18 protein-coding genes are annotated in these 21,132 nt (G+C 36.0%); 4 read left to right on the plus strand and 14 right to left on the minus strand.

Going from position 1 to position 21,132, the window contains the following annotated elements:
* Nucleotides 1–3: 3 nt before the first annotated feature.
* The 12 genes from JAZ75_RS23015 to JAZ75_RS23070 form a co-directional block, all read right to left on the minus strand.
* Complete coding sequence (locus tag JAZ75_RS23015) at nucleotides 4–1,902, minus strand: RagB/SusD family nutrient uptake outer membrane protein (protein WP_208698817.1); 1,899 nt, start codon at nucleotides 1,900–1,902, stop codon at nucleotides 4–6.
* An 11-nt stretch (nucleotides 1,903–1,913) separates the two neighbouring features.
* The gene (locus tag JAZ75_RS23020; RefSeq protein WP_208698819.1) at nucleotides 1,914–5,081 is read right to left on the minus strand and encodes a SusC/RagA family TonB-linked outer membrane protein; all 3,168 of its coding nucleotides are present in this window, start codon (nucleotides 5,079–5,081) and stop codon (nucleotides 1,914–1,916) included.
* 304 nt (nucleotides 5,082–5,385) lie between these two features.
* On the minus strand, nucleotides 5,386–7,917 hold the full coding sequence (locus JAZ75_RS23025) for a hypothetical protein (protein WP_208698821.1): 2,532 nt from the start codon (nucleotides 7,915–7,917) through the stop codon (nucleotides 5,386–5,388).
* 491 nt (nucleotides 7,918–8,408) lie between these two features.
* Nucleotides 8,409–8,798 (minus strand): Imm7 family immunity protein, encoded by a 390-nt coding sequence (locus JAZ75_RS23030; RefSeq protein ID WP_208698823.1) that lies wholly within the window; start codon nucleotides 8,796–8,798, stop codon nucleotides 8,409–8,411.
* 107 nt (nucleotides 8,799–8,905) lie between these two features.
* Nucleotides 8,906–9,430, minus strand: a complete 525-nt coding sequence (locus JAZ75_RS23035) for a hypothetical protein (RefSeq protein ID WP_208698825.1) — start codon at nucleotides 9,428–9,430, stop codon at nucleotides 8,906–8,908.
* A gap of 126 nt (nucleotides 9,431–9,556) precedes the next feature.
* Nucleotides 9,557–10,780: a hypothetical protein gene (locus JAZ75_RS23040; protein ID WP_208698827.1), complete on the minus strand. Its 1,224-nt coding sequence runs from the start codon at nucleotides 10,778–10,780 to the stop codon at nucleotides 9,557–9,559.
* On the minus strand, nucleotides 10,777–11,976 hold the full coding sequence (locus JAZ75_RS23045) for a hypothetical protein (RefSeq protein WP_208698829.1): 1,200 nt from the start codon (nucleotides 11,974–11,976) through the stop codon (nucleotides 10,777–10,779). Before JAZ75_RS23045 ends, JAZ75_RS23040 begins: the two co-directional genes overlap by 4 nt.
* A gap of 235 nt (nucleotides 11,977–12,211) precedes the next feature.
* On the minus strand, nucleotides 12,212–13,339 hold the full coding sequence (locus JAZ75_RS23050; RefSeq protein WP_208698830.1) for a Fic family protein: 1,128 nt from the start codon (nucleotides 13,337–13,339) through the stop codon (nucleotides 12,212–12,214).
* A gap of 265 nt (nucleotides 13,340–13,604) precedes the next feature.
* A complete protein-coding gene (locus JAZ75_RS23055; RefSeq protein WP_208698832.1) occupies nucleotides 13,605–14,081 on the minus strand; it encodes a DUF4405 domain-containing protein in 477 nt (158 codons plus the stop codon).
* Nucleotides 14,078–14,686 carry an NAD(P)H-dependent oxidoreductase gene (locus JAZ75_RS23060; RefSeq protein WP_208698834.1) on the minus strand — a complete coding sequence of 203 codons (609 nt, stop codon included), beginning with the start codon at nucleotides 14,684–14,686 and terminating at the stop codon, nucleotides 14,078–14,080. The genes JAZ75_RS23055 and JAZ75_RS23060 overlap by 4 nt, the downstream gene beginning before the upstream one ends.
* A gap of 79 nt (nucleotides 14,687–14,765) precedes the next feature.
* A complete protein-coding gene (locus tag JAZ75_RS23065; protein ID WP_208698836.1) occupies nucleotides 14,766–15,305 on the minus strand; it encodes a Crp/Fnr family transcriptional regulator in 540 nt (179 codons plus the stop codon).
* Nucleotides 15,306–15,651: 346 nt separating this feature from the next.
* Entirely contained in the window at nucleotides 15,652–16,029 is a 378-nt protein-coding gene (locus tag JAZ75_RS23070) for a winged helix-turn-helix transcriptional regulator (protein ID WP_208698837.1), read from the minus strand.
* 153 nt (nucleotides 16,030–16,182) lie between these two features.
* Here JAZ75_RS23070 and JAZ75_RS23075 point away from each other — a divergent pair, with 153 nt between their 5' ends.
* Both JAZ75_RS23075 and JAZ75_RS26270 read left to right on the plus strand, forming a co-directional pair.
* On the plus strand, nucleotides 16,183–16,950 hold the full coding sequence (locus tag JAZ75_RS23075; RefSeq protein ID WP_208698839.1) for an ester cyclase: 768 nt from the start codon (nucleotides 16,183–16,185) through the stop codon (nucleotides 16,948–16,950).
* The gene (locus JAZ75_RS26270) at nucleotides 16,937–17,182 is read left to right on the plus strand and encodes a DUF2798 domain-containing protein (protein WP_208698841.1); all 246 of its coding nucleotides are present in this window, start codon (nucleotides 16,937–16,939) and stop codon (nucleotides 17,180–17,182) included. The genes JAZ75_RS23075 and JAZ75_RS26270 overlap by 14 nt, the downstream gene beginning before the upstream one ends.
* Before the next feature lie 58 nt (nucleotides 17,183–17,240).
* Here the strand turns inward: JAZ75_RS26270 and JAZ75_RS23085 are convergent, their stop codons facing one another.
* Both JAZ75_RS23085 and JAZ75_RS23090 read right to left on the minus strand, forming a co-directional pair.
* On the minus strand, nucleotides 17,241–18,560 hold the full coding sequence (locus JAZ75_RS23085; protein ID WP_168125938.1) for an ABC1 kinase family protein: 1,320 nt from the start codon (nucleotides 18,558–18,560) through the stop codon (nucleotides 17,241–17,243).
* A gap of 84 nt (nucleotides 18,561–18,644) precedes the next feature.
* The gene (locus JAZ75_RS23090; RefSeq protein ID WP_168125937.1) at nucleotides 18,645–19,304 is read right to left on the minus strand and encodes a TetR/AcrR family transcriptional regulator; all 660 of its coding nucleotides are present in this window, start codon (nucleotides 19,302–19,304) and stop codon (nucleotides 18,645–18,647) included.
* A gap of 503 nt (nucleotides 19,305–19,807) precedes the next feature.
* On the opposite strand from JAZ75_RS23090, the gene JAZ75_RS23095 reads away from it, so the two are divergent.
* On the plus strand, nucleotides 19,808–20,494 hold the full coding sequence (locus tag JAZ75_RS23095) for a hypothetical protein (protein ID WP_208698843.1): 687 nt from the start codon (nucleotides 19,808–19,810) through the stop codon (nucleotides 20,492–20,494).
* Between the two features lie 87 nt (nucleotides 20,495–20,581).
* Nucleotides 20,582–21,082 (plus strand): protease, encoded by a 501-nt coding sequence (locus JAZ75_RS23100; protein ID WP_208698845.1) that lies wholly within the window; start codon nucleotides 20,582–20,584, stop codon nucleotides 21,080–21,082.
* The last annotated feature ends 50 nt before the right edge of the window (nucleotides 21,083–21,132 follow it).

Below are 21,132 nucleotides of genomic sequence, written 5' to 3' on the forward strand. Positions count from 1 at the left end.
ATGTTATTGTTGTGGATTTTGGATTACACCATTTCCAGCGACATTTGGAATGTGTCTATAATAGTCCTTTTCTGGAAAATTCTGACTATTGGATCCTGCCACATTTTTGCGGACAAAAATATACTGTGGTTTATTACCTCTCAAATCGATTAAAGGAACCAGTGCCTCTTTTATCTTATTTTTAAACGTGGTATGGAATGTTCTCCTACGTATCAGATCCCAATAGTTTTTATTCTCAAATGCGAGTTCCACCGTACGTTCTCGAAGCACATTTTCTAAATTAAGTGCTATCGCCACCGTATGGCCGGCACGAAATCGGATATCATTTATCGCTTTGGTTGCCAAACTAACGGCATTTTCTTGGGTATATCCGCTTTCCACTACCGCTTCGGCAAAATTGAGCAATACTTCTGCATAGCGCATATCCATGTAATCCGTTGTGGACTGTAGCCAAGTGGTAAACCGCATATTTTCATTCAAGAACTTACGCATCAAGAATCCAGTTCTTGTCATATCCGCAGAGCCATCAAAACCCGAATACTGGTTAGGTTGTTCTTTACCATATGTAAAATAAGTAATGCCTTTATGTTCAAAAGAAGTCCGACTATCGATCAAAGAACCATCTGGTTTCACTATTCCACCATTGATCACAATGGTCTGGCCTTTCCAAGAGGCATTCGGATAGATAATCGAGGCAAAGAATCGCGCATCTTTATTCTTGAAAATTTCATCTGGCGAATCAAAATGGCGATAAGCAACTCCTTCTTTGTACCCCTCAGCCGATGAAACTTGACCATCAGCTCTCGTCACAACCGGTGAAGCATGGCCCGGGTTATCATAACTTTCGTACAAATCGACCATTTCAAGGATTGGATTGGTACGTCCACGATGTGGAAAACCTTCTCCAGTCTGATTCGGTCCATTCCAACCATCAAGATCGTGCGATAGATCGTTACCAACATTCGCATAGCCTTTAATTAGTATCGCTTCTGATGAAGCCACACTAGGATTTACAAACATCTCCTGATAGTTTTTGATGGCTTCAGCTGGGGTAGCAGGAGTTGCTTTATATAGGCTGAATCTACCTGAACTCATCAACGCCATTGATGCGTCTATACAAGCTTTATAATAAGCTGCTGCTTGCGAAGCCTCCATGCCTACAAATTTTAATGAGACCGCTTCTCCAGACAAAGGAGCACTATTCCAATACTTAGCTACTGATGCTGCATGTAGTGCTGCGCGCGACTTAAGGGCATAAGCAGCCCATTTGGTTGCTCGACGCTTACTTTCATCACCATTAGCATGCTCCTCAGGAAGCAACTCGATCGCGCGGTCACATTCACTTAAAACCAGATCCCATGTTTCTTTTTCAGTACTACGGGGTACTTTTAACATCTCGAAGTCATTCGTGAAATCCTGGTTATCCAGTATCAAAGGAACTCCCCCATAACGTTTAGCAAGTGCAAAATAAGTGTATGCTCTTAAAAAAGCTGCCTCTCCTGCCAATACCTGCTTTTCTTTATCGGCCATATTTAAGGTCGGTATTGATTGGATAAGAATATTGATACTCCTATTCAGCTTATAGCCCTTCTCCCACCAGTCATTTCTATATTCATTCCAATTTGGCCACTCTGAGTGTATAGCCTCCATACTATACTGTGCAAGAGAAAGAAAACCCGTATTACCCCGAGCATTGAAACCTTCTCTAGGGAAATAAACGTGATCTTCAATAGGTGCCTGATAATATAAATTGGCTAAGAAAGCTTTAACTCCGTTAGGATCCGATAAAACCGCATCTCCGGGTATCTTATTACGCGGTGTAACATCCAAAAAATCGGAACAGGAAGTCGAAAAAACCAATAATGCTCCACAAAGTATGCTGGATATATGATGATATTTCATAATTCTAAATATTAAAATGTAAGATTAACCCCTAAGTTGTAACTCTTGATTAACGGATAGTTATAACCTGCATTGTAGTCGCCCTCAAAGCGCTCTGGATCAAACTGCTTGATGAATGCGTCGGCAAAAGTGAATAAATTGTGTGCATTTCCATAAACCCTTATCTTTTTGATCAAGCGTTTATTCGCTTCGCTTAAAGGGACGGTATAACCGAGCTCTATACTTTTCATACGGAGATAATTGGCCTTCATACGCCACGCATCGCTCTCCCTATAAGATGAACCCATATATTCAGAGAATCGGTTTGCTGGCCATTTTCCTGCTATCCATTCACTATTTGCATCATAGGGGTCAGCCAGATGCCATCGGTCATAGAAATATTCTGGAAGATTTCCATTATTGAAAAACATTTGTGAAAATACTTCATTATAGCGCATGGTATATAATGATGCTCCTTGCATGACCATATTCAGATCTATATTCTTCCATGCCGCATTCAAGGTAAGTCCATAGAACATCTTCGGGTCACGATTTCTGAAAATAGGCATGAGATCTTTATCGTCGATAACACCATCTCCATTAACATCTTCATAGGTAAAATCACCTGGTAAAATTTGTGAATTACCACGATCTCCGCCATAGACAATAGCCTGATTAATCTGCTCCATGTTTTGAAATTGGCCCGTGTTATTAAATCCCCACTCCAAATCATTCCAACGGTCAGCATATCCATTTCTCCAACGCTCATAACTACTATTAGCCTCCGGTTTATCTACAATCAAGTGTTTAGTACGGGCTAGATTCATATTAATACTCATGCCATACTTAAAATCATTGACCTGATTTTGATGGGAGATGACTAAATCAAATCCACGGGTAAGCTCACTTTCAAAATTTTCGATAGGCATATCGCCTCCAAATGTATTGGGTAGTCCCCCACTTCTCTGAATTAATTTCCCAGTTTTTTCACGTTGATAATAATCGGCTTCAAAAGCTATTTTCCCACCAAACAACGCTCCTTCTATACCGACATCTGTAATCTTAGATTTGATCCAGGTAAAATTCGGATTGATTACTCCTGGAGCTCCCAGCCCACCTACATAGGAACCATTCACAAATTCAGCCCCCTCCTTTGGTCGTGGAGAAAAACCTAAAATATGTTGAAATGCATTTCCTTGGTTCTCACCAATCATCCCATGGGAAGCTCTAATCTTTAGATTATTGACGAAAGGGAGATTATCTTTCATAAATGCTTCTTCAGACAATCGCCATCCGGCCGAAATATTGGGAAAGAAACCCCATCTTTCGCCTGGAGCATAACGATAAGAACCATCGTATCGAAAAGATGCTCCCAATAAATACTTCCCTTTGAAATCATAATTAACACGACCTATGTAGGACATGTTTCGTTCCTCGATTTCATCACCATTATTGGTCTGCCTTCCCGAAGCATAATCCATGACATCAGTGGTATAAAAATCATACTCACGCCACAGGTAACTATGTTTTTTGGTATACTGCTTCATTTCAAATACAGCAGTTGCGCTTAGGTTATGGTGCTCTGCAAAAGTACGGTCATAATTAAGTTGCCCCTGAAACACAAGACGTTCGGCATCATCAATATTATTAGCAATCCTTGGATTATTAAAGACCATGGAAGTGAGGTCTTTATTATAGATTCTATAGTTCTTCCATACGTTCTTATTGTAAACGTTATAACTATCGTAAGAAACAGTACCAATAGCTTTCAAACCTTCAATTCCAGGCACATCATAAGTAAGTGCAATGGACGATTGGAAACTTTTATTCCGATCTTCTGTGTAGCCAGCATAGTCCTTCTGCGACATGATGACTGCATTTTGCTGATTATAAATATTTGCAGGATAATTTGGGTCTCCATTGATAAAAGGGCTTTCGGTTGGATGGCTGATAATTGTTCCTTTATACATCCAGATAAAACCATCTCCTCCAGGGAATTCACGCTTAGATCGACGTCCAGATACCATCACATCGGCCTTAAGTCGCTCACTAAGTTTAGCTGAAAGATTACTTCTGAACGTATAACGATCATAACCCATATCGCCACTTTTGAAGAGTCCACTTTCATTAAAATAACCAACACTTGTAAAATAATTAATAGCATCGGTACCACCTCTTACCGAAAAATCATGTTGATGCTGTGATGCTGTCTTCTTAAAAGTATCGTTATACCAGTTTGTACTCTCATATCCGGGTGCACCTTGACGCCATTTATCCAGTTCCTCCTTAGTTATATGATGAACACCATCTCTAAAAAATATCGCATTATCGTACATTTCTAAATACTGGGCCGCATTTGCCATCTTCGGCACATTGGTCGGTTGCTGTAATCCTACAGTTCCGATATAATTAAATGTTGGTTTTCCACTAACACCTTTTTTGGTCGTCACCAGAATTACGCCATTTGCGGCATTCAAACCGTAAATGGCTGCCGACGCATCCTTTAATATCGATATATTTTCGATGTCATTCGGGTTTAGCTGCTGGAACTCAACTCCTCCATCACGCACAATACCATCAATGACATACAGCGGTTCACCAAAACCTCTGATATTGATACTTGATCTAAATGCTCCCGGTTCAGAACTTTGTTGCCTTATTTGTAATCCCGGTATTTTCCCTTGTAAACTTTGTGCTAAACTTGAGCTGGTCGTGGTATTAATATCTTTGGCCTGTATTGTGGAGATCGCAGCTGTAACATTCCCCTTTTTCTGAGTTCCAAAACCAACTACGACAACTTCCTCCAATCCCATTTGATTCGCTTCCAATTGAATATCGATATATTCACCGTTGATGACCGTACTTTTTGTTGCATAACCGACATTGGTTACCTCCACAATATCTCCTTTGTTTGCTTGGATACTAAATGCTCCTTTTGCATCGGCAGCCACCTGTCGGTTTGTTCCAACAACTTTAATAGTAGCTCCACCAATGGGCGCACCGCTACTATCTGTTACCGTTCCACGTACCTGTTGTTGCATGATAATAAGTCGACTGATTCTATTTAATGGTAAGGAAGATCCTTCAAGTGGCATAACCACCGTTCCGATGAGCAAAGCATATCCCGACATCTGCTTTGTCCACCTGAATATTACATCCCTCGAAGTCCATAACTTTCGATTATTTTCCAAATTGTTCATAAGATTTATAGGTTTTACTCTGGTTAAAGATTGGTGTCCAGTCTGATTAATTCTCATCAATAAACCAGACCAAAGGACTATTAATCCTGCATTTTCCACTTCTAATAAGCGGTTATCAAGACGTAATAAAATAGGTCATCATATCATAAGCCCCTCCTGTTTTTAATTGGTAGCACAAATAAAACAGAAGGGGCTTAATTTTGACTTAATTTTATATTAATTTGAAAAACAAGTAGAAATTAACAAATTAACACACTGACTGTCAGAGAAATATTTTTTTTAAAAAAACACCTAACTTATGGCATTAATAAACATTTTGGGAATGTTTTAAAATTTCTTTAAGTGTTATGGGATAGACTTCCCCATAAAGTTTAAGGTATTCTTGTGCAAAGCTCTCATAAGTTATTCGAGCTTCCTGATGCATACCCGATTTAGACATCAATAGACAAGATATATACATGGCATCTTCATTCATCGAATTAAATTGCATGATCTTATTAGCAATCATAAGCTGCACATCTTCCTTCTCATTTCCTAAAGAAATAGCTTCCAGGTAACCAGTGTAAACCTCTCCCACGATTGTTGAGATCTTACTCTTATATTCATCCATCCATTCATAATTCATATCCTCTAAAAAACTTCCTTTTTGAACGATGTCTGCGATTATCATCATTTTTTTTCGATAGTCTAAACCTGTATTTTTTGATATCTTTTTAAAATAGGCGTAATCGATATGTGCATGCTCCTCATCCAGTTTTATCGCCCAATAACCTGTTTCCTTAGAGATTTCAAGTCCAGCCACATCCGAAAGAATTACTTTTAACTTGCCCATATTGACCAATAGATTATTACGCGCACTCTTTATAGATTTGTCCGACCACAGCAATTCATATAAACGCTCGGAGCTAATGCCCTTTTTGGATGAAAAAGTAAATAGACACATACTAAGAAACAATTGTCTAAGAACTGGGGTAAATTGACGCGTTACTTCCACTCCTTTGTTATCAAATACTCGAAATGACCCGAATAAATAGATATGATTGACCACCTGCTGTTCTACATTTAATTCTTGTTCTATTTTTAAAGATGAGCTCATTTCTTTCTTAACAGGCACGTTCAAGCGACCTGAAATCGTTTTCCTAGCTCTCCACACGAAAAAAATTAAAATTATTACTCCACTGAAAAACAAAAGAAGCCAAATCATACCTTTATTCGTGACGAAACCATTACTAATAGTGGCAGGATCTAAAAACTGCGGTGGAAAATTAAGACTATATATTTTCACCTCCGTTTGTTCGCCATTATCAAATAAAGTAACCGCCAAGAGTTTTTTAGAGCGAGTAGCATAAAAAAGATCTGAATAGGATTTAATATCGCTAAATTTATACGGGATACTATCCGACAATACTTTAACCTCTGTACCATCTAGCCTACCAGACAGCAGTCGAATACTTGTGTCGAATACGTTTTTAGTATGCGTTAAGGTATAATATTGTGATCCAACGATGACCATAGAATTACCAAAAATATATTCTTGATCAATTATGGGAAGGTTGGCAATTTTGCGGATTGTTACATTTACAGGATCAAAAAAAAGCAAATCATAATAATAGTGCGGATTCAACTCTTGCTTACCTGATTTATTTCCATATCCCCCCAAGATATAAGCACCTTTGTCAGTTACTCCAAGACTAGACAAATATCGAGGTGTATAAGCAGTCTCCGTCAATACTACATCCTGCCATTGACCATTTTTCATCGAAATCTTGGATAGCTGATTCTTATATGTAAAGTAGCCGTAACCACCTAAAACATAAATTGAGGAATCGCTCTTACTGAAAAATTTATTAGAATGCCAGTAAGCAGTTGTTTGTCCAGTTGAATATCTTTTACTCCAGGTACGGGTTTCTTCATTAAAAGATGTCAATAACTGTTGGTCTGGAAAATAATTAAAGATGCTGTTTTCCTGATCCACATAAAGAGATTGATTCCCTTGCAAAAGACCCAATGGTCCATCGGCATATACAATACGCTCCTGTTTACCTGTCGCTATAGCATATTTAATAATGTATTCATTGCCAACAATGTAAAGAATTTCTTTTTCTTGATCAAAACACACACTTGCAGCTGGGCTTGTATGTACTAAATTTGACACTAACCATTTGCGATGTAAAGACTGTACCCATATGGGATTAATCGCAATTGCCCTTTCATTGCGGAAAGTATCAGAGAGATGTCCTTCTTCCTGTAAAGCCCATTTATACTGCTCTTTTCCCCCTTGATAAAGTTGAATATCTTTGACATATATGGGGGGTACATCAGTAGTAGAGTATCGTGGCATATTGTTCGCTCCAAAGGAAATCCGCGCTGAAACCTGTTTTGGAAATGATAGAGGCATTTTAAGTTGCTGTCCAGCAATGCTAAAGTGCAAATTCCCTGATTTCAAATCCAACATGATATGCACATCCAGCCATTGATATGCATCGACTATATTATTTTTTAATGCAATTGTATATTCCTGATCACCAACCACTAGACTTAACTTTCTATTTTGCGGACTATAGTCACGGGTGATTAAATCTATATTATATTGATCGTTAAGAATGAGTCGAAATACATAACCAAAATAGGTTTCCTGCCCCGGACGGTACTTCAATGCAAACTTCATATCAAACTTATCCTTTATGGAAAGCATATTTTCGCCAAATAATTCGAGTCCAGTCCGTCTGTTTTGTACCTCTTCGTGGCTAACAAAATACAAACCCTGAGCATAACTCGGTAGTGAACTAGCAGTCAGTATACAAATACATAACAATTTTAATAATATACTATTCATATTTTAATACTCCCATTCCAACTTCGTTCAGCACTTCCTTTAAATCATTCTGCCTCATCTACTCTAACTTTTACAGCTACTTTTTTCACATAAAACTTCAAATAGGTAATCTTAATATTAAATTACACTACTATACCTGATTATAAAAAACTGCTTTTGATTATAATTGGTTTGATTACAGAATTTCCTTTTGTATTGATACCAATTTTTATTTCCCTTTTATAGTAGTTAAACTTAGATAAATTTGCTTGGATACACAATAAAATTATCAAGATCATTAGCTCCTTCATCTTTCAGATATTTCTTATAACATATGAAATTCAAGCGCTTTGATCTCCAATAAGAACTTGTCTCTATAGTCAGAACTAATTGTAGTTAAGTTATAAAATCGATATAGCCATCATAAGAATTTATGATAGTCTTCTAACAGATTTCGCTAGGTCTATACTTTTTAGTTCTTTTTGCCCCCCATTTTAGAATCCTTTCCTACTTCAGTCTTCAATAGTCGGGTTACAGGGGCTAAGTAAGGAGTCCTCAGCTATATCAACCCTACCTCTAGCTAGTTTTATAGCTCGAAAATTAACATTTTCAAGTGATTCATCATCCCTCACGTAAACTATGCCATAACATCCTTTTGACAGTAAGCCTATATTCTTAATTAATTGCTCTACCGATTCTATAATTCCATTATTGTGATTATGATTAATACCAATTAATAAATAATTACTTCCATTCAATTCTTTTACTTTTATAAATTGATTAATGGATTGAAAAGAACCAGTCAATTTTAAAACTTTTTTTAGGAGATCTTCAGTTTGATTAATAGCATGTTCTCGGTCTGTGCTCGGACTTAATGAAATCCAACCCATTGCTTCCATCATATTCTTTCTAAGATTTAATTATAAAAGTCGTGATTATTACCAAACTTTCATACGGCAATTCAACATGCTCATCCACCATGAAGTATATATTTATATAATTGCTCACATTACTCTGTATATTGCTTTAAAACGCTTTTCGCTGACATTACCTTTTCATTCCATATGCTCAATCTATAATAATCTACACCTGAATAGTGAGATGCAACTGTCGAAAGATTTGCAGAGGATACTCTAATCCTGTAAATCCCTTCAGGTAGTATTATATCTTTAACAAGTTCAAAATCTGGACAATTTTTTATCATTAAATGGCCTGATTTAATTTCAAAACTGCATTCTACAATATGATCGTATTCATCCTGAGATTCAAAATCTGGCTTTTTATCAAACACCTCTACTATAACTTTTATTTTACCGCTTCTTTCTGTCCTAATACCCATTACACTTCCTGAAACTTCAATCCTCGAATTAAAGTCGTCTTCATTGATCCAAAGACTATTAGCAATCTCAGTTTCATTTCCATCAACCAAATAAAACTGATCATAATCAGTATTGAGCCAAAACTCAATTTTGTTTTGAAGCTTGCTTACCATACTTGAACTTAACATCAAAATAAATAATATAACCGTTTTCATTTAACAACAACATTCAATTTATCAAAACCTTTTAACATATTCACCTTAAGTTTATTCATTTCAAGCAAGCATTTTAGTTTTATTTAAATGAAGGACCTAAGCTGTTCTTCGTCAGAATTAGAAATATCAGCGGACTGTATTAGGTTCACCATCATAACGGTATTCAAGGCTATCTAACGACACTATATTTCCTTTATTATCTTCACTGTAAAAGATCACCATTTTTCGTTTAAAATATAAGGTTCTCCTATTTTCCCAAGCCGCTGTCCAAACGCAGGAATGCTGTTTAATGGCCTGTAGAAACTTTGCATGAACTGGTTTTTGCGAGCCAATTGATTCAAGTCCAGTAATTGCTCCGTTATGAAGAACAATAAACTGCACCAGGATCGAATCACGTGTGGTTTCTGCCTGAGGTTGCTCTGCAACCAGGCCCATATGGGCAGACAGCTTTTTCAGATAAGCCTCTTCTCCCAGAGATGGTTCAGGTTCCCCTTGTGCACGGTTGCGGATATCTTTGCCAGCAATATCAAAATCAGCTATATAACAAGGTGCTTTAGGATCAAAATCCCTAGGTTTAAAGAAGACCACAAAATTCTTTTGGGGTGTCTCCCAACCCTTTTCAGTCAAATTACTATACCGATATCCTTGGTCTACCAGATGTACAAAATAGCGTTCGCCCTCGGCAAACCGAATACGGTCAACCTTAACTTCCTCTAGACCTTTGGGATTGATATAATACAAAGGAAAGTGATCCTGGACAATAACGCCAGGGTTAAGTGCATCCCAATAGCGATCGCGCCAATGTACAATGACATTTTCGAGCGGTAAACCGGTATACTTCTTGACGATCTCGGGTATAGTCATGCGGTTGGCAAAAAAATCTTCATCGGTATCCACATGTATTGAACCTTGGTACACAATCACGTCAATAAGAGTATCCTGTTCCGATCGCCTAATAGCAGTATACTCTTCTACTACTGTAGAACGGATGGCATAGGGGCTTACCTGTATATTATTGATAAAATAAGCAGGATCATCGGCATGCTGATCGGCTGGTGAAGGCGGATACCACGGCGTGTGGAAATACAGAACGCCTTGATATTTACTCTTCGGATCTCGGCTATAATCAAATACCCGCCCAAACGTAGCCTCCGGGTAATTGAGTAGCTCGTCTTTCTCAATGTGTGCGCCATTTAAGATAAACTCATAATTTTCAAATGTTCCATATTGCTTCGGGTATAACAGCGTGTTGTCCAAGATCCTGTCTCTCAGTCGCTGTGATTGCGCATTAAGGCAACAAACCAGCATGAGCAATAATATTTGGTAATACTTCATATAGGCTGTGATCATGGTTTATTGTTTGTTTGAACAAAGTTATAGCGATATTTAAGACCATCTATCGATTGGATATTTCCCTTTTGATCCTTACTGTAGAAGATCACCATTTTTCGTCTAAACAACACTGGTCTGCCCCCCTGCACGGAAGGCCACCAGATGCAGGCATTTTTTTTGATCGCAGTAAGTATGTCTTCATGGTCAGATTTATCGGGTTCTACGCTCTTTAAATTGGCTATCATACCATCCTTGAGTATGATAAACTGAACGGTGATTGAGTCGGCCTGAGTAGCTGTACTCGGTTTAACTGCAGGAAGCCCCATCGTCGATGATAATTTCTTTAGGTAAAAATCTATTCCGTTCCTAGGCCTTGGCTCAACCTCTACATAATTAAAAATACCATCTTCTTGCACATCAAAATCTGGTACATAACAAGGAAAAACCGTATCAATAGCTAAAAGATCTCCCGTGAATAATCCGGTCTTAGGCATACTCGATTTATAGCTATTGTCGCTAAGATGAACGACGTAGCGATCGCCTTGGGCAAAATGCACACGGTCGACACTCACTCCTTTAAGCGATAAATTACTAATTGTAAATGAATAAAGCGGAAAATTATTTTTGATGATCATACCAATATCGCCTTCGTAAATATACCTGTATTGGGTGTTATGCCAATGGATGATGACCTCTTCAGGTGCTAAACCAGTGTACTTTACGATAAGATCTGGCAAGGAAATGCGGTCAGCAAAATAATCCTCATCGGTATCAACATATATGGAGCCCCGGTACAGGATGCCATTTATAGTGGTATCCTGTGTTGACTTTGCGATCCGCTTATACAATTCCATCTTGATCATGCGAATCTGATAAGGGCTAACCTGAGTCCCATTGATGAAATAAGCTGGTAGATTAGCATCCCGAACTGGAGGCGCATAGCGTTCTTCAGTATGAAAATATACGGCTCCAAGATAACGCCTCCCTTCCAACCTAATCGGATAAGGGAAAATATTATTCAGTTTTGCTTCCGGATTATTAACCAACGCTTGATGCCCAATAACCTTTCCGTTAAGCACAAAGGCATAGTGTTCAAATGCGCCATATTTTTTAGGGAACATGGCTGCGCTATCTGGAGTATTAGTGTATACGGACTGAGAAAAAACCTTTAATCCAGATAGAACTAAAATGAAAAGGAATATATATTTGTTCATTGAATACATTTTATTACCTGTTCGATTTTTATTGCACTGCACTAGCAATCAAATAAGGGTTAAATAATATCTTGTTGGTTAGTTGCATAATGGTCTATCATTAATCTACACCTAAAACAACATTAAAAAGTTATTGATGATTATATTTAAGAAATAAAAACCATTCTTGGCAGAATGGCTTTTCATGATCTTGATAAAAGGTGATGTTTCTTATAGTCAGTTAAAAATGAAAAGATTACCAATTTAGTTCATAATTTGTGCTTCTGCCACCCGAATCTGCTTTAATTAGAATACCTTTATTAACTAAATCTGTAAGATCTCGTAATGCGGTATCAGCCGATACCTTGGTCATCTTTGCCCATTTTGATGAAGTCAGATTTCCTTCAAAATTATCCATTAATTTATTCAACATCATACGTTGCCTATCATTACTGATATGAACATTGTTTTGCATCCAAAAGTGATGTTTTCCCACGACTTTATCTATTATCGTATTCGAAGCAATAATAGCTTCTTTAAGGCAGTTTAAAAACCAAACTACCCAATTGGTAATATCAGAATCTCCTTTTTGCGTTTTCTCTAGAATCGTATAATATTCCTTACGTTCTTGCTTCATTTGCGCAGACATACTATAAAAGCGTTGATTGACACCATCCGCTTTCGATAGTTGCATATCTGTTAATGCACGAGCAATACGTCCATTTCCATCATCAAATGGATGTACAGTCACAAACCATAAATGTACAATAACAGCTTTTAAGACTGGATCTATACTAGAATCCATATTAAACCAGCCTATGAATCTCTTCATTTCCTCTTCGAGACGTTCAGCTTTAGGTCCTTCAAAGTGTACAACTTCTTTTCCCATTCCTCCCGAAACCACTTGCATATCTCCACTTCTCCATTTTGCTACAGCAATCTTGTACAAGCCACTTCTACCGATTGGAAATAATGCGCCATGCCAGCCAAATAATCTTTCTATACTTATGGTCTTATCTGTATTCTGCGTAGCATCTAACATCATCTCTACCACACCATCAATATGTCGGTCAGATTGGATCAAGCCTGAATTATCTAACCCTAATCGAGTAGCTATTGAAGAGCGCACTTGTTCTGGATTAAGTATTTCACCCTCTATTTCTGATGATTTCACGACATCTTGTATAAGTGTTTCTAAGTTTGCTTCGTCTTGTAATTCAAATCCTAGCAACTCTACTTTTCCAATAAGTTTTCCTTGCAGATGTCGAACTTCACTTAATAAATTAAGTATCTTATGGTCTTCCCATTGGAAATCTGTCCAATTATGTCGTTCGTGTATATAGACTGCCATCGCTTCTAAAATATATGCGGTAAATATAAGCATTATTCACCGCAATAAAAGCGGAGATAAACTATTTAATATCCGCACAAAATAAACAGTACAGCTATGTTGAAGTTAGATTTGACTGAACTGACGATGCAATTCCACTTTATCCTTAATTATGTATTAGCTTTTTTAAAGCGACTATAAGTATCTATTTTTAAGCATTTTATTATTAAAATATTCAGTACCGGGTCTTAGTCGTTTAATTAATATTATCTGTTTTCGTTGGTTGGTTATTTGGAAAGTAAAACGACAACAAATCCATTCATTCCATAAGCAAATCAATTACTTTTTCTGGATTAGAATCGTTGTTAATCCAAATGTCTTCTATTGTGGTAGCTTCTTCAATTGATAATCCATTTTCTTTCAGTTTTTCAGATGCTTTTTCATAATTGACATCTAACGCCCTAAAAGCATCATTGATAGGTGCTTTTACCATTTTATTGAAAATGATTAAGTCTACGGGAGGTGATATCCTTTCTGAGATTATTAGTGTAACAGATAGGGCTAATACACCTAATAGAGCTGGAAAAAAGAAACCTTTTTTGAAGTGTATTCTTAATGCTTTCCAATTGAGTATGATGTGGAAAATGGCACATATAATGAAAAATAAACCTAAAATTTCGTGTACAACTTCTGTATAACCATCAAATAAATGAAAAAACATCAATAAGCCAGATATTCCGACTACAAGGAAAACTAAGGAAATAAATGGTGTAATATAGTTTCTGTGCAGTTTCATGATATAAAGGTTTTATTAATTAAATTTGAAATCCTGATTTCAATATCAGTTAACCATTTCACCCTTTTTTCCTGACCGACTGATTTTACCATATTATAGCTAATCCATTTAAGATTTCTATAACCCATCGTTTTGAAAACGCTTTTTATCATTGCTTTCTTAATTAAGTTGCCAATAAGTAGGGAGTACATTATCTTGGGCTTATTCATGGTTGTAATTACTGTCACACCTTTTAAGTTTTTTAAAAGTGGCACTAAACCAAAACCCCTTGGATGGTGGTCGTACACAACTCCTGGAGTAAGAACTCTATCAATAAATCCTTTGGTCATTGCAGGCATCAGATCCCACCAAATGGGAAAAACAAAAATCAGGTGGTCTGCTTTTTCCAGACGTACATTATAGTCTATTACTTGTGGATCCACAGGTTTGTGATCCACAAATGCTTTCAAATCTGCCTTTGACATTACCGGATTAAATCCATCATTATCAAGATGCATCAGATCAACTTCGTGATTTGCATCCGTAAGCCCTTTGGTTACGGCAATTAAAATTGCGTTTCCAAAGCTTCCTTCATAGGGATGATTAAATACTATTACTACTCTCATTTTTTTCTTTGTCAAATTTTACTCTGCAAAGTTGAGAAGTAGCAAATTGTTGGACGATAACAATTGTTAAGAAATGAGCTTATCCTCTGTTTCGTATCCTGCTTAATGAAACAGAAGTTATACCTAAATAGGATGCGATATAATGTTGCGGAATACGTTGAATAATGTGTGGATGTTGCTTAATAAGTTCTTCGTACCTTTTTTGAGGTGAATTTTTCAAATAGGAAAAAAAGAGATTTTGACTTTGTAGAAGTCGTTGAAATAGATGTTCTAGTATATTATCTTTAATATCCGGCAAACTCATTAATGCTTCGTGAAATTCTTTCTGAGTAATAGTTTGTAGCACACAGGGTTCAATAGTTTCTATACTATATTGACTAGGTTTGTTTATCATAAAACTTTCAATAGACGACACACCACTACCTTCAAAGAAAAATTGAGTTGTTATATCTTTTCCGTTATTATTAATCCAAGTTCGTAAACAACCTTTTTCCACGAAAAACATTCTTCTGGAAATTTCACCTTCTTGAAGAAGAGTAGCTTTAGCAGGAATCTCTATTTGTTTAAAAAGATGACTAAGCATACTCCACTTTTCGGTATTTTTTTTAGTTTCGTTCATGATATTTAGTTTTAATAACACTTTAATAGTTCGAAATTTTTACAAATATTTTAACTCATTATAAGTATTCGACTATTTTTATAGGCTTAATACTGAATAATATATGGATGTTCTAAAATAAATTACTCATGGTGTTTATAAGTATTATATTTAAGATAGGAATAAAAGATTTTAAGCATTTAAAGTCGTCTGAATAGTCATTGTTTATTTCTTCACTGAGTTCTGCCAAGCGCTCTAAAATATTTTGAAAATCCATTTGGGAAATAGTTTATAAATATACGCTCTGAACTTTCGATGCTGAATAAGCTCGAATTTCTGTGCTGACAATTTTAACCAAGTCCGCAAATCATGTTTCCATGAGAATAGTTTCAGAGTTTACATTCTCTTGTCTCTTGTAAAAATCATTCATAAAATTACTCCCCCAGTTTTCCATCATATCAACAAGAGGTAAAAGCGATTCGCCTACTTCTGTTAAAAAATATTCAACCTTAGGAGGAAGTACCGGATAAATAATTTTACTTACAACACCATATGCTTCCAACTCTTTTAGCTGTAAGTTCAAAACCCTTTTGCTCGCAAGCGGATGTTTCTTCGCGAGTTCACTCGGTCTTCGTATTCCTCGATTGATGGAATCAATTAAGCATGGCTTCCATTTACCTCCAATAATCTCAAAAGTAATGCTCATGCCACAGCTAAAATCTTTCGGTATTTTTTTCTCGTACATTGCTATTCTATTTTAGGGAATAAATTTACGACATATTTCGTTCTCAGTGACATAGGGATAAAATTATCCCTATAACAATATTTTTTCACTTATTTTTCTGCATGTATAAGGTCAGTACATTTGCTCATAATTAATCATTAAAATTAAAAAAAAATGGAATTATCAAATAGAGACAAAGCTGAAGCTATACAAAATAGCATTGAAACTGAAACTTTGGCAGAAATAGGGTTGATCAGTCCTACCTCCTATAAACAACACAATCCAAATGTAGCAACGGGCTTAAAAGCAATTTTGGGATTGCATGATCAAATGCCAATGGATAAAGTTTACACAAATGTAGTCCGTAAGTTTCAAGATGGAGATTATGGATTTGTTCACGTAGACTATTTCCTTTTTGAACCCACCGTCGCTTTTGATATTCACCGGTTTGAAAATGGAATAAGTGTTGAACATTGGGATAATCTTCAAACAAATCCAAAAAAACTGAATAAAAGCGAAAGAACAATGACAGACGGAAAGACCAAGGCAAAAGATCATCATAAAACGGAGGTTAACAAAGCGCTTGTTAAAGACTTTGTTCAAAACGTTCTTATTAACGGACAAATCGATTTGGTGTCAAATTATTTCAAGGGAGATGAATTGATTCAACATAATCCACATATGGCTGACGGGGTACAAGAATTTTTAAATATGCTGAATCAATGGCAGGAAGATGGGAAACCTCAAATTTATAAGAAAATACATAAAGTGCTTGGGGAAGGAAATTTTGTCCTAGTATTAAGTGAAGGTACTTTTAAAGGAGAACACGTTGCTTTCTATGATCTTTATAGAATTGAAGAAGATAAAATTGTAGAACATTGGGATGTTGTTGAAGCAATACCTGAAACTGGAAAACGAAAAAATGATAATGGTAAATTCTAAGAAACATAGACGCTATAGAATAATTAGTACCTTTTTTGTAGTTCTGCCGACAACTTTTGTAATGTCCGTTTTATCAAGTGTTACTGATGAGGTTTTAGATGAAAATTGGATTGGTGAACTTTTTAAATCATGGTTTTTTTCAATGCCTATAGTTTACGCTTGCGTACTCCTTCTATTGCCACTTGCTCATAAAATTACGAGCAAGATTTTAGATAGAAAAGTAAATTTATAAAATATAGAGTGTTCCTAAAAATTTGTATCGTTTTGGGAACACTCTATTTTGTTTTTAATTATATAAAATTTTTATATTGATTGATGACGATATTTTGCGCTTTCAGATCGTGCATCATATTGTACAATCCAAAAAATGTGCGGTTCAGATAAATAAAATGTTTCGACCCCCTGTTGGTGTTCATCCCTTTTATATTACTCAGTTTCGCATACCGCTGACCTAAATCTGCAATTTCCTGAAAGAAAGTTTCATCAGAAAAATCAAAATTCACGACATTGAAAGGTCTTGTAAATAATTCCAGTAATTCGTAGAATAATTTAGTAAAAAATTCCTGTTCCTCTGCAGTATCCTGATCACTCAAGATCTCAAGCTCATATAATTTTTCTTTGTAAAACTCAGGATTATCCAGATTCTTACGTTCAGCCAATTCAAAGTAAGGTTTGTAAAAGTCATTCGGAATTTCCTTGATGCAACCAAAGTCAATGACAAGTAACTTATTATCTGCGGAAACCAAAAAATTTCCGGGATGCGGGTCGGCGTGCACCTGCTTCAGAACATGCATCTGGTACATATAAAAATCCCAAAGTGTCTGTCCGATCTTGTTCAAATCATCCTGAGAATTATCTAGTTTTGTAAATTCTGAGAAATGCTTTCCGTTCATCCAATCCATCGTGATGATTCTTTCACAGGAAAATTCTGGATAATATGTAGGAAAAGCGAGATTAGGAAGATGAGCACATTTTTCAGAAATTTCCTGACTTCTTTTCAGTTCCAGATCATAATCTGTCTCCTCAAACAATTTATTTTCCACTTCCTGAAAATACGATTCCGACCCCTCTTTTTTGATGTTAAACATCTTCATCGCAATCGGTTTAACCATTTTCAGATCACTTGAAATACTTTCCCTCACGCCAGGATATTGAATTTTGACTGCAAGGTCTTGACCATCTTTCTTGGCTTTATGAACTTGTCCAATGCTTGCTGCATTAACAGATTCATCTGTAAACTCATCAAATAAGTCTTCCGGATTTTTCCCGAAATACTTTCTGAAAGTTTTTTTTACTAAAGCTCCGGAAAGCGGCGGAACAGAAAATTGAGATAAAGAAAATTTTTCTACATAGGCTTGCGGAAGAATATTTTTTTCCATGCTTAGCATCTGAGCAACTTTCAAAGCAGAACCTTTCAATTCTTTTAAAGAATCGTAAATATCGGTCGCATTATCTTCATTTAAAGTTTTTCGAGCTTCGTCTTCATCTTTATCCTTTGTAATTTTATTTCCGTAATATTTGATGTAATTAACGCCAACTTTGGCGCCTGCTTTCAGCAAACTGCTCGTTCTTTCTAACTTTCCTGTCGGTATTTTATGGAGTGTTTTCATTTTTAAAATTTCATTGCTAATAGACGTCAAGAATTTCCATCATGTTGATTGAAAAATAGTAGGATTTTAATGCAGATGTGTCATTTAACTTTTTCTAAATTTCTCTTTGAATAAAAACTTCCCAAGGTCAACTACTTTTCGCAATGGTTCATTATCCATCAATTCAAAACCTGTATCAATTGTTTTTTCAATGAAAATATCTGTTTTTTCGAATGATGGCGAGGTATCTTTTTTCCAAAACTCGATGGCAGAAACCAAATGAAGCCAAAATGCTTCTTCTCTAGCCTTGTCATGAAAATTTTTCACATCATCTTTTGATTCTTTAATTATGCTCCAATCGTTAAAATCGAGTGTTTTGATGAAATTTCGATGCGTTTCTTTGAGTTGATCTGAAATTTTTGCAGCATGTAATTTGTCATTCCCCAGAATCATCAAAACCAACGAACGGTTCATCGTCATGTTTTCAAAAAAGATAAAATATACGTTCAAAAGCTTTTCTTTCGACGTAATCTTACCAGAAATATTAACTTCTGAGGCCAATGCTACGGACTTTTCAAAAAGATTGACCAACATTGATTTTTCAATCTGCTCGAAACTTGTAAAATAATCGTAGAAGTCTTTTTCTTCAAAATCATTGTCCTTTGCAAAAAGGTAAATATTTTTTGGTCGCTCGCCGTGATTCAAAATGTACTCTCCGTACAATTCAAATATTTTATCTGCTGTAATTTGATTTTCCTTTTCCATCTTTGTATGTATATCTTACCATACACAATTTAGTTATATTTTAAACCAACTTAGTAAAATAAGGTGTAATTTTACACTATATAAATGATCCAATAGATGAATAATGGTAAAATATAGGTTTAATCCAATTTAAGGCCGATTTTGGAATTTTAACGGTTTACTCATTATTTGAGCATGAGCAGATCCAACATATGGGTTAGATTGCCGAAAATGTATATTTAATCTATTTATACTTATACATTTCTTTATCGAATCTCGTATGTTGTGTGCCGTAGTTTATCAATAACTACCTCATTGCTGACCGATAGCTTTTTCAAATAAGTTATTTCTCCCCGAGATAGACAGGTTCTCTTTCTACACATTTGAACGGATATCTTTAGCTACGATATCAAAGTCTGCCTCATAGCTATACTGGAGGGGGATGAACATTTCTATATCAGGATTGTTATAATCTTATAATATCATTTGAGCATTTTATCGATATAAATAGATACTCCGTCAATATGCAGAAAACTCGTAAAATACTTAAGATCTTTCCATCGCAGAAGATGTTGCTACCTCTGATCATTTTATGTGTTGTTATTGCATGTACAGATCGAGCAGGTTCTGATAAAAGCAAAACAAATACAACTATGCATAAAGTTGAAACACTGTCACCCACAAGATCAGCAGAAGAGCATACACCTCTTCTTAATATCGATGCTATAAAAAAGGCTTATGCAGCTGTCAATAAAGAACTCGAAGATGGTCAATTGGATTCCACAACATTTAAATATTCGTGCAAAGATGAAAAAAATGGGACGGTGAGTTACTTTACAAAAAATGGTAACCTGAAACTAATTGTCCACAGTTATAATGAGTATGATCATTATGAAGCTGTAGATCGTTATTTTGTACAGGACAGTACTTTATTTTTCACTTACAGTACCAGTACCGCGTGGTCATTTGATGATGGTCCAGAAGGCTCAACAAAGGATAACATCAAAGAAAATCGAACTTATCTCATAGCGGAGAAGCCGGTTAAATGTTTGGAGAAAAATTTCACAATACGATCAAAAGCATCCACTAATCCTGATCCGGAATCAGTTCCTAACCGAGATGTTAATTGCCAATCTGCGGCAATGGTATTAAAACCGTATCACATATTGACAAAATACAGATTTAAATCTACTGCAAATTGCTTGGAATGATCATAAATCTCTTTTATTTAGATATAACAGGCAAAACCAAATCCACTAACTGCTATTCAGTAATTACCCAAAATTAAATATATACATATGATTCGCACCTTCTCTTTCTTAATTCTTGCAGCTATATTAATTACGGGCTGTCAAAATCAAAAAAATGTTTCTGACACAGCTGAAGTTAAACGTGATACGTCAACGTTAATTCCTCTGGAGACTCAACTACAGGCGATTGACACTAATTTTTCCACAGATTCCGTACTATTATCGTTCTCTGTGTTCAACCATTCAGACACGGTACAGCAGTTTTGTAAATGGGAAACACCCTTTGAACCGATGTTAGGAAAATATATGGAGATTGTCGATGAACAGGGAATAGAAACGCAGTTTACTGGTCCTATGGCAAGAAGGGTGATGCCACCTCCTGCAGAAAGTTATATTCTAGTGCAACCACATGATTGCGTCAGTACCGTATATAACCTTGCAAAAAACTATACGATCAAACCAGGAAAATATACTGTTAAATATACTGGCGGAGGTGTGAGTGGTCTACAAGAGGGAAATGAAGTGAAAATTACAGTAAATAGAAAATAATGGGTGGCTATGTCGATTGTGAGGATCAAAACTTATAATACTACGCCCCT

It is taken from the genome of Sphingobacterium sp. UDSM-2020 (assembly GCF_016132525.1).
In the GTDB taxonomy this organism is placed as follows: domain Bacteria; phylum Bacteroidota; class Bacteroidia; order Sphingobacteriales; family Sphingobacteriaceae; genus Sphingobacterium; species Sphingobacterium anhuiense.